This window comes from Winogradskyella sp., assembly GCF_016744625.1.
Lineage (GTDB): Bacteria > Bacteroidota > Bacteroidia > Flavobacteriales > Flavobacteriaceae > Winogradskyella.
The window spans coordinates 1-9,691 of sequence record NZ_JADGDZ010000115.1 but is presented as its reverse complement, the minus strand read 5'-3'; the positions used below and the strand labels follow the sequence as shown (position 1 = coordinate 9,691).

The following is a 9,691-nucleotide window of genomic DNA, read 5'->3' as shown; positions in this document are numbered from 1 at the left end:
GTCTTGCTGTACCTAATTCGTAATATAGAACTCCTCCTGTAGCTCCTTTTGTATTTGAAAAACTATAAATATTCCTTTTTTTGAAAGCTTCAAAATTAGTATAAAGAGAACTCGCTTTTTCTAAATGTTCAAAGCTACTGTAATAGGATGGACTTAACCATAAGTCCGCATCTTTTGCTTTATCTAAAACTACTTCAAAGCTTAAGGCTAAGCTTCCATTTCCTGTAGTTTCTCTCCATAAATAATTGACATTAGCATCTTTTAGAAATTGAGCTTCTGGACTAGATCCATTGGGTAAATACCAAACATCTTTATGCATGGCACCGCTTAATACTGTTGGTTGATATTTAGCTTTTTTTGCTATTTCTTTTGCCATTAAATATTCGCGCTCAATAGAATTAAAAATTGAATCGGTTTCTTTTTCTTTATTAAAAAGCACACCAAAGAATTTAATCCATTCGGCTTTTGCTAAGGCAGAAGATTCTACCCAATCTCCATTGTAAATTATTGGAATACCTGCTTTTTTAATAGTTTCAAGAGTTTTGTTCACGCCATCTACTCCAAAGCCAATAACCACATCTGGATATAATTCTAAAAGCACTTCTGTGTTAATACCTTCGTTTTTCCCTAGCTCTCTTACTTTTCCTTCATCGATTCGCTTTCGAGTCTTTTTAGAGGAAATATAATCTGTACCAGGAAAACCAACTAAAGTGTGTTCTACGCCCAAAAGTTCGAGTGCAGGAATGTGTGTCGTAGATGTTACTACTGTTTTAGTAATAGGCGTAATTATAACACCATCATAATCCTTTTTGTTATATGTTGTTTTAGCAGCTTGTTCTTTTGTTAATAATAAATAAGTGTACTTTTTCTTAGCCTCAGGCCAAGCTTTTGTTATTTCTAAAGTTTTGTTATCATTAGATTTATTGATTTTAAAACCTTCAGAATACTTTATGGTATTAACGCTTTTCGTTATAGGTGGAAGTTTCCTGTTAATACCTTGATCTTCTTTACAACTAGAGAAGACTATTAAAAAGAATAATAAAGCACGAGTAATTTTCATATGTAACCTTTGTAACTAATCTTCACAATAATGGTTTGTAATTTTGATAAAACTACAACTATGAGAGGCGATTCAAATTTAACACTATATATCGTTGCAGGAATAATCATTGCACATTTTTTAATAGGCTTTATTTATCTCATCTACAAAATGAACAAGAAAAAGTAATTATTTTAACTTTTAAAGTTTAATTTCGCGCCGAAATTAGGTTCTATTCGTTTTACCGAATGGATTAAAAGGGAATCTGGTGAGATTAATATCAAGTCCAGAACTGTTCCCGCAACTGTAAGTTTTATGCTGAACCCGTTTCAGTATCTCATATCAGAGTTGTTACTCACTTCAAACCACTGAGAGATTGCAACAGTTGACAAAAAGTCAACTTCGCAATGACATTCTTGGGAAGGTCGTGTAACAAAAAGCAAGTCAGGAGACCTGCCAGTTTCAACATATAGAAGTCAAACTTTCGGGATAAAAGTTTACATGCAAAGTACTGTGTGTTCTCTCGAGTAATTAAAATTTAAAATGAACAAAACAAAATTGTTTTGTAGCATACTTGGTATAGGTATGTTATCTATTGGATTTGCACAAAAAAAAGCAGATTCAATAAAAATTGAAAAATTAGAAGAAGTTGTAGTAACGGATTCTAGATTTAATCTTAAACGTGAAAATTCCGGTAGGATTATTACCAAAATCACTTCAAAAGATTTAGAAAAACTACCAGGACAATCTGTAGCAGAAATTATTGGAAGAACCGTTGGTGTAGAAATCAATGGAGTACGCAGTAATGCAGGTCAAAATCTAAGCTATTTTGTGCGTGGTGGACGTAATCGTCAGGTTTTAATTATGATTGACGGAGTTCAAGTTACCAACCCATCTCAAATTGCTAATGACTATGATTTGCGTTTATTAAACGCAGATATGGTTGAGTCTATTGAAATTCTTAAAGGAGCATCGAGTACACTTTATGGTACTGGTGCTGCAACAGCTGTTATTAATATTAAATTGAAAGAGGCTTCTAAAAAAGCAATTAATTTTAATTTAAGAAGTACACTTGGGACTAACCAATCTTCAAATGGAAATAATTATGCAATTGAAGATTTTAGAAATAGTGTTGCTATAAATGGTAGTGTTGGGAAATTTAATTATTTAGCAAGTTTCGGTCAGCAATTTACAGACGGCTTATCTGCAATTGAAGCAGGTACAGAGTCTGATGCTTTTAATAGCTATAATGGAAATGTGAAGTTAGGTTATAAATTTAGCAACGCTTTAAAATTGAATACTTATGCGAGTTTTGATAGATATAAAGCCGGATTTGATGATAGTTTCGGAATGTTAGACGCAGATAATGTCTCTAATTCTAAGCAATACCGAATAGGTGTATCTCCAGAATTTAAGTATAACAAAGGAAGTGTCAATGTAAATGCTGCTTATAATAATGTTGAGCGCGAAATTAACTCTAGTTTCCCTTCACTGTTTAATGCGCAAAGTATTATTATAGATGCATATAACCGTTACACTTTTAATGATAAGTTTTACACGGTTTTAGGTGTAAATTTTCAAGACAACCAAATGGAAAGTTTTTCGATTCCTTTTGGAGAAACGGAATTAAGTCAAGCAATAAATCCTGATAATGCTCAATTTACCATAACAGATCCTTATGCTAATGTAGTATATGTTTCTGATTTTGGTTTAAATGTAAATGCAGGAGCTCGTTTAAACAATCATAGCGAATATGGTAGTCATTTGGTTTATAGCTTAAATCCATCGTATAAAGTGGACTTAGATTTTGGATATGTAAAAGGATTAGCGAGTTATAGTAGTGCCTTTATTACACCATCATTATTCCAACTGTTTGAGCCTAGTTACGGGAATGCAGATTTACAGCCAGAAGAAAATCAGACAATTGAGGTAGGCGCAGAGGTTTCCATAAAGGATAAAGCGACATTTAGTTTAGTTTATTTTAATAGAAACGAAGATAATTTTATCGATTTTGTAGATACTGGCAGTTTTGTGTTTAAATACCAAAATATTGAAGAATCTTTTACAGCAAGTGGTCTAGAATTTGTTGCAAAATCAATGGTGACTAAGGATTTAAATTTTAATCTAAATGTTACCTATACTTCATTAGATGAGGATTTAAGTTTAAGAATTCCAGAAATTAAAATAAACACTCGTTTAGATTACAATGTGTCAAATTCTACGTTAGTAAGCCTGTCTTATCAATACAATGATGATAGAGAGGATGTTGTTTTTAATAACACGACTTTTACAAATGATGCTGTAACTTTAGAATCTTATGGGTTATTAGATTTTTATATCAGCCATAAAATTATAAACAATAAGATGACTTTGTTTGCCAATGTTACAAACATATTTAATGAAGACTATCAAGAATTATTTGGTTTTACAACCAGAGGTAGAGGAGTTAATTTAGGGTTTAATCTCAATTTATGAGGTAACAAAAAAAGCCATCATTTTTGATTCAAAAATGATGGCTTTTTTATAATTAAAGAGCTTCTTATAGAAAACTACAAAAGCTCCTTTTGAGTTAGTCTCTCTTATTTTATATACATATAACCATCGATAAGTGATTCTGTATTAGTTGTAAGTTTCAGAGGTAGTAAATTATTACTATTTGATGGGTTTGGGTGTGTAAATCTATCTGCATTAGTGATTTCCATAATTGCTCTAGCTAATAATGGTTCGTTAGGATCTCCAAGAGTTCCAAGGTTTACAAAAGTTTCTTCTAAAATAATATCTGGGACTAATCCAGTTGGAGGTACTAATTCTTCATCTTTATTTGTAGAGTCACCAATTAAAGGAAGCATTGCATAGGTATGTGCATTAGTTACCTGTTGAGTACTAAAGTCTGGAGAATCAAAAACTAAAGTATTAATAGTGGTTTTTCCTGTAGTAATATCTCCAATCTGAACAACATCTATATATGGTCTTAAACTATTAATAATTAACTCACTTGCAGATGCAGAAGCTCCAGTTGTGAGTACATATACTTTTTCAAAATTTAATGTATTTACAGCTGCACCGCTGCTTATAGTATTGTCAAAATTAAAATCTCTGTTTTGCTCTAAACGATTTGGCCCAAAAAAAGCTTTTGAGAATACTTGATTTGGTGACTCACCAGAAATCATAGTAGCTAAACGTGCAGCAGTTACAATTGCACCACCACCATTGTAACGTAAATCTAAAACCAAATGCTCAACGTTAGCTGCTTGTAATTGGGCAAAGGCATTGTTTAATTCGGTTTCAAAATTATCTCTAAAACTGTTGTACATTATATACCCAATAGTTTCACCATTAGTGGTAATAACCTCAGTTCTATGAACAGGATTATCTGTAAAAACCTCACGAGTTACTGTAGCAGTTTGTCCGTTAGGAGTTACGCTATCATCACTAGTATCTTCAGTACCATTATCGTTATAATCCGCAAAGTTTAGTGTCATTGAGGATTGTGATAATAGTGACTGAGCATTTTCACTAGTAAATGCTGTGCCATCAACTCCAGAGATAATCATATTACGTTCAACACCAGCTAAATCAGCATTACTTCCATTAAGGACTAATCCTACACGTACATAAAATGGACCGTTACCATTAATTTGAAATCCAAAAAGACGTCTCATGCCATTGGTTTCAGAAGTGCCATTAAATAAATCTATTGCTTGAAATAAATCTGGGAATATAGTACTAAATCTATCTGTGTTTCCTGCATCAAAAACTAAAGCATCAAAAAGTTCTTCTGGAGAAGAAAAGCCTGAAAGAAATTCTTCATATTCTTGGGTAGTATCGTACCTATTAGCCAAACCACTAATGCCAAACGTTTCATTTCTTAAATTTGGCACATCGTTACCATATATGTAGAAGTAATTCATGCCTTTCCAAATAAAATCTTTAACATCGCCAGTAATAACTAGATTATCATCTAAATCTTCAAAACAACTTGTTATGCTAAACATCACAATACAAGTTATTAGCAATAGTTTAATCTTTTTACTCACGGGAAATACACTGAATAGGTATTCGTGAAAATTTCGCAAATTTTTCATCTTTTAATTTTTCTTTATAAATAGCAATCGTTTTACATCTGTCTGTAAAACCCTAAATTTACTTACATTATTATAAATAAAAAAACTTTGTAACAAAATGTAAAGTGTATCGTCGTAATAATGAAGGCGAATAAATATCGACTATACCAATCAACCAAAAGTAATGAAGCAGGCAGATTTTGTAAGCTTAGTAATGCCATTTAAGGATAAGGTATTTCGTTTAGCAAAACGATTACTAGTTTCTCGTGAAGAAGCAGAAGATGCTACACAAGAAATACTGTTGAAATTATGGAAGAATAAGCAGAAGATTGGTGAGTATAAAAATGTTGAAGCGTTTTCGATGACCATGACAAAGAATTTTTGTTTAGATCGTTTAAAATCTAAACAAGCTCAAAATTTAAAAATTGTTCACAGTAATTATACGAATAACGATTCGTCATTACAAAAACAAGTAGAAGCTAGAGATAGCATGGACTGGGTTTCTAAAATAATGGAAGATTTACCAGAACAACAAAAAATAATAGTGCAGTTAAGAGATATAGAAGAATACGATTTTGCTGAAATCTCTAAAATGTTAGACATGAATGAAACAGCCATCAGAGTTTCTTTATCGAGAGCACGAAAAACAATAAGAGAAAAATTAACTAGTACACATAGATATGGTATTAAATAATATAGAAGAATTACTAGAAAAGTATAACAATGCTGAAACATCACTAAAAGAAGAAGCGCAATTAAAAGCTTATTTCGCAAGTGATGATGTAGCGCCTCATTTAGAGCATTACAAGCCATTGTTTCAATACTTTTCTTTATCACAACAAGAACAGTACACCAAAGACGTTCCATTAAACACTAAGAAAACAAAATTGTATCAATGGATTTCTGTCGCAGCTGTTGCCGTTCTAATGCTTGGTCTTATAGTTCCACAAGTTATTGGCCCTTCGCAAGAAGAATTAAAACAACAAGAATTAGCTATGGCGACTTATAATAAGACCATGGAAGCCTTAAGTTTAGTTTCAATAGGAATGAATGAAGGCAAGCAACAACTTAATTCGTTGGCTCTCGTATCTGATAATTTAAATTATGGCATAGAAGGCGCTAGTAAATTGAGTGAATTTTCAAAAACAACAAACAAAATTTTTAAAAACAAGTAACACACAAAAATTAAGAAATCATGAAAAAAGTAATTGTAATAATCGCGCTAATCGTTGCACCAATGATATCTGGAGCTCAGAGTATTTTCGATAAATTTGAAGATATGCCAGAAGTAGCATCAGTCATAGTTAATCAGAAAATGTTTAGTATGATCGCAAGTATTGATGTAGATATGGATGATCCTGAAGCTCAAGAATACATGGATATGGTAAAGAAAATCACTGGACTTAAAGTTTTTACAACTGGTGATGATAAAGTTTCAGCAGATATGAAAGCTACTGTAACTAAGTATTTAAAATCATCTGATCTTGAAGAGTTAATGAGAATTAAAGATGGTAATCAAACGGTTAAGTTTTATGTTAAAGAAGGTAAGGACGAAAACCACGTTAAAGAATTATTAATGTATGTAAGCGGACTTAAGGAAATGACTAAAGGGCAAAACATTGAAATTAATGGTAAAAAACGTGAATTTGAGACTGTTTTATTATCGTTAACAGGAGATATCGATTTAAGACAAGTTTCTAAAATTACTAACACAATGGATATTCCAGGTGGTGAGCAGTTAAAGAAAGCTGGTGACAAAAAGAAAAACTAGTAACTAATGATACAATCAATCAAAAAATCAATAGTAGTGTTGCTTTTGGTTACGGCTTTTACAAGTTGTAACCAAGGGCCAACGTTGCAAACTTATTATGTAGACAACGAATTAAAACCTGGTTTTGCATCCTTTGATGTACCAACAAGTTTTATTAATGTTGAAGACGTTGAAATGACTGACGAACAGCGAGAAGCTTACGAATCGGTAGATAAACTAAATGTATTAACCTACATGATAGAGAATACTGAAGCTGCTGAATATAATTTAGAATTAGATAAAGTAAAGACTATTTTAAAAAATCCTAAATACGAAGAATTAATGAGAGGAGGTAATTCTACTGATGGAAAATTCATTGTAAAATATTTAGGAGATGTAGATAGTATTGAAGAGCTTATTGTTTTTGGAAATGCCAATAACAAAGGCTTTATGATCGCTAGAGTTTTGGGAGATGACATGAATGTGGCTAAGCTAATGTCTTTACAATCTGTATTACAAAACGCAAAGTTCGAAGACACTAATCTTAATGGTCTAACAGACTTTTTTAAATAAACTTATTTAAATAAAACTGACAAATTATTTAAATGTTAATGAGAATCGTCTTGAAGTTTATCTTCTGGGCGATTTTTTTGTGTGTCATTCTTCAGAGCAAAGCTTATTGCAACAATAACTAATGCTCCAAAGCCTATAAATAGAAGTGCTTTAACAATGAAATAATCTAAAACTTTTAATAATCCTGCAACAAAAAAACCAAAGGTTACTAATGCAACTAAAATTAATGCAAATGAATTTTTAGTTAAAGGAAATAGTTTCATGTGTCTAAGTTTTTAGATACCTGTATAATTACTTGGAGTAATTGCTTTTAATTCTGTTTTAATAGCATCAGAAACTTCTAATGTATCAATAAAATTTGAAATAGAACTTTGTGTGATAGCTTCATTGGTTCTAGTTAACCCTTTTAAAGCTTCATATGGATTAGGATAACTTTCGCGCCTTAATATGGTTTGTATAGCCTCAGCTACAACTGCCCAATTGTTTTCTAAATCTTGAGCGAATTTAGTCTCATTCAATAATAATTTACCTAAGCCTTTTACTGTAGACTTAAAAGCAATAATTGTATGTCCAAACGGTACACCAACATTTCTTAAAACGGTACTATCTGTTAAATCACGTTGTAATCTCGATATAGGTAATTTTGCAGATAAGTGTTCGAAAATAGCATTTGCAATACCAAGATTTCCTTCACTATTTTCAAAATCAATAGGATTTACTTTATGTGGCATTGCAGAACTGCCAACTTCACCAGCTTTAATTTTTTGTTTAAAGTATTCCATAGAAACATACGTCCAGATATCTCTGTCTAAATCAATGATGATTGTATTGATGCGTTTTAAAGCATCAAACAAAGCAGCCATATGATCGTAGTGTTCTATTTGTGTGGTAGGAAACGAATGCTGTAATCCTAATTTTTTTTGTACAAACTGAGAGCCAAAAGTTTTCCAATCTATATTTGGATAAGCGACTTTATGTGCATTAAAATTTCCTGTTGCACCACCAAATTTTGCAGCACTTGGCACATCGTTTAATAAATTAAATTGCTCTTTTAAACGCACTACAAATACTTCAATTTCTTTACCTAATCGTGTTGGAGAAGCTGGTTGACCATGTGTTCTAGCTAACATTGGTATATGTGCCCAATCTTTAGCCAAACTTTTGATATTTTCTAATAAGGCAAAATATTCTGGGACATAAACATCATTCATAGCATCCTTAATACTCAAAGGGATTGCTGTATTGTTTATATCTTGAGACGTTAAGCCAAAATGGATAAACTCTTTGTAATTGGATAAACCTAAAGCATCAAATTTTTCTTTGATGAAATATTCAACCGCTTTAACATCGTGGTTAGTTACCTTTTCAATGTCCTTAATTGCTGAAGCATCATCAGAAGAAAAGTTTTTGTATATGTTTCTTAAATCGTCAAAAATAGATTTAGAAACTGATTCTAATTGTGGCAATGGTAATTCGCATAGTGCAATAAAGTATTCTATTTCTACCAAAACACGATATTTTATCAATGCTTCTTCAGAAAAATAATTACCTAAAGTTTCTACTTTAGATCTATATCTACCATCTATTGGTGAAATTGCGCTAAGTGCTGAGAGTGCCATTTATGTTGATTTTTTTGAAGCATCAAAGATAAGGAAGTAAGTTAATAGATAATAGATAAGAGATAAGAGTTTTGTAAAGTTTTCAACCTTTAATTTTTAGTATTCAGTCTTTATTTTATCTTCTTCAAAATATGACGTGCTCTAGCTTTAAAACCAGAACTCTGAATCTGAAAATCGCGTTCTAATATAATTACCAATTCTGGGTGAATCCAATCATACTCTGTTCCTAATAAGTATAAACTATTCATGCTATAAGCCTTAGGTGCTATTTTTTCGTCATTTATCATCCAATCAAAACAAGCTTCAATAATTTTTTCTTTGTGAATTTCTGATAGATGCGATTTAATCGCATGGTTATACTTAGAATAATTGGCATTGATTAAATATTCACAAATTTTTGCTACTGGTCTAACAGCGGAATCTAAATGCACTTTTGATATATTTTCTGTGAAAAAATCGAGGTGAGGTATAATTTCTTCAAGTTTTTCTCCACACATAAACTCAAAAACCCAAGCTGCTCTACAAGATATTTTATCATTAACATCAAAAAGAATTTCTAATAATGGTGTCACCAATTCAGGATTATCAATCACCATATTTGCGTAATACAGTCGTTTTTCACGCGAATGATTTACATAGTTTAATT

Annotated in this window: 10 protein-coding genes and 1 riboswitch; of the genes, 5 read left to right on the top strand and 5 right to left on the bottom strand. The window is 31.6% G+C overall.

Features of this window, described 5'->3' with window-relative positions:
• The coding region (locus QZZ53_RS15830; protein WP_296386477.1) for an ABC transporter substrate-binding protein at window positions 1–1,060 on the bottom strand (1,060 nt) is incomplete at its 3' end.
• 189 nt (window positions 1,061–1,249) lie between these two features.
• Window positions 1,250–1,515, top strand: a riboswitch (cobalamin riboswitch).
• Window positions 1,516–1,582: 67 nt separating this feature from the next.
• Here QZZ53_RS15830 and QZZ53_RS15825 point away from each other — a divergent pair.
• Window positions 1,583–3,514 (top strand): TonB-dependent receptor plug domain-containing protein, encoded by a 1,932-nt coding sequence (locus QZZ53_RS15825; protein ID WP_296386476.1) that lies wholly within the window; start codon window positions 1,583–1,585, stop codon window positions 3,512–3,514.
• 104 nt (window positions 3,515–3,618) lie between these two features.
• Here QZZ53_RS15825 and QZZ53_RS15820 read toward each other — a convergent pair whose 3' ends face one another.
• Complete coding sequence (locus tag QZZ53_RS15820) at window positions 3,619–5,034, bottom strand: S41 family peptidase (protein WP_296386475.1); 1,416 nt, start codon at window positions 5,032–5,034, stop codon at window positions 3,619–3,621.
• 253 nt (window positions 5,035–5,287) lie between these two features.
• Here QZZ53_RS15820 and QZZ53_RS15815 point away from each other — a divergent pair, with 253 nt between their 5' ends.
• Genes QZZ53_RS15815 through QZZ53_RS15800 form a run of 4 tightly spaced genes read left to right on the top strand, consistent with a single transcriptional unit; the run spans window position 5,288 to window position 7,426 of the window.
• Entirely contained in the window at window positions 5,288–5,797 is a 510-nt protein-coding gene (locus QZZ53_RS15815) for an RNA polymerase sigma factor (protein ID WP_296386474.1), read from the top strand.
• A complete protein-coding gene (locus QZZ53_RS15810; protein WP_296386473.1) occupies window positions 5,784–6,278 on the top strand; it encodes a hypothetical protein in 495 nt (164 codons plus the stop codon). The genes QZZ53_RS15815 and QZZ53_RS15810 overlap by 14 nt, the downstream gene beginning before the upstream one ends.
• A 20-nt stretch (window positions 6,279–6,298) precedes the next feature.
• Entirely contained in the window at window positions 6,299–6,874 is a 576-nt protein-coding gene (locus tag QZZ53_RS15805) for a DUF4252 domain-containing protein (protein WP_296386470.1), read from the top strand.
• Window positions 6,875–6,880: 6 nt separating this feature from the next.
• Window positions 6,881–7,426: a DUF4252 domain-containing protein gene (locus tag QZZ53_RS15800; protein WP_296386468.1), complete on the top strand. Its 546-nt coding sequence runs from the start codon at window positions 6,881–6,883 to the stop codon at window positions 7,424–7,426.
• A 35-nt stretch (window positions 7,427–7,461) separates the two neighbouring features.
• Here QZZ53_RS15800 and QZZ53_RS15795 read toward each other — a convergent pair whose 3' ends face one another.
• The 3 genes from QZZ53_RS15795 to QZZ53_RS15785 form a co-directional block, all read right to left on the bottom strand.
• A complete protein-coding gene (locus tag QZZ53_RS15795; protein WP_296386466.1) occupies window positions 7,462–7,689 on the bottom strand; it encodes a hypothetical protein in 228 nt (75 codons plus the stop codon).
• A 12-nt stretch (window positions 7,690–7,701) separates the two neighbouring features.
• The gene (gene purB, locus QZZ53_RS15790; protein WP_296386464.1) at window positions 7,702–9,045 is read right to left on the bottom strand and encodes an adenylosuccinate lyase; all 1,344 of its coding nucleotides are present in this window, start codon (window positions 9,043–9,045) and stop codon (window positions 7,702–7,704) included.
• 110 nt (window positions 9,046–9,155) lie between these two features.
• A partial coding sequence (locus tag QZZ53_RS15785; protein ID WP_296386462.1) for an adenylosuccinate lyase occupies window positions 9,156–9,691 on the bottom strand: 536 nt, incomplete at its 5' end.